Annotated in this window: 2 protein-coding genes; both read left to right on the plus strand. The window is 49.4% G+C overall.

Annotation, left to right across the window (positions count from 1 at the left end):
- Nucleotides 1-33 precede the first annotated feature (33 nt).
- Nucleotides 34-273: a hypothetical protein gene (locus ACOI6Z_RS27520; RefSeq protein ID WP_001549892.1), complete on the plus strand. Its 240-nt coding sequence runs from the start codon at nucleotides 34-36 to the stop codon at nucleotides 271-273.
- Between the two features lie 2 nt (nucleotides 274-275).
- Nucleotides 276-613, plus strand: a 338-nt coding sequence (locus ACOI6Z_RS27525; protein ID WP_032428144.1) for a S24 family peptidase, incomplete at its 3' end; no start/stop codon positions are given.

A 613-nucleotide genomic window follows, 5' to 3' on the forward strand; every position in this document is an offset into this window, starting at 1 on the left:
TATGCATACAGCTATATTGATCGGAGGTTTTTCATGCCTAGACACTATGAAATTGACTCAGCCTGGCGTGCGAGCATTAAGCGTGAGCCGAACGGTCGTCAGACAGTTACGACAGAAGCCTTTGTCAGCCAGCTTGCGCTGATTAATTTTCACTGGAGTTGTCGCCAAGCAAATCAGTGGATTGAAACCTACGTGACCGTTTTTAAAGACATTTCCACTCAGGAAGGAGAGAACCGGACATTCATGCTTTTTAACCCCAACGGAGGCCGTTAAAAATGGGTTTTCCATCGCCAGCAACCGACTACCAGGAAAACAGGCTGTCACTCGATCAGCACTGTAATACAGGAGCGCCGGGAGTATTCTTTTTTCGAAGTGATACCTACTCTTTCCGGGAAGGGATAAAGCCTGGTGCGCTGCTCATAGTAGATTTTGGGGGCACGCCCGTTGACGGGTCTTTGGTGCTCTGTGTCCTGGAACAAGAATTCAGGATCATGCGATTGCGACTACACCCCAAGCGGTGTCTCCAGGAACTCGATAAGCTGGATAACTTCAGGGCTATACCTGATGACGATGAGGACGGGTTGGAGGTCAGGGGGGTCATTACGCACATTGT

It is taken from the genome of Klebsiella sp. C239 (assembly GCF_048822715.1).
Classification (GTDB): domain Bacteria; phylum Pseudomonadota; class Gammaproteobacteria; order Enterobacterales; family Enterobacteriaceae; genus Klebsiella; species Klebsiella quasipneumoniae.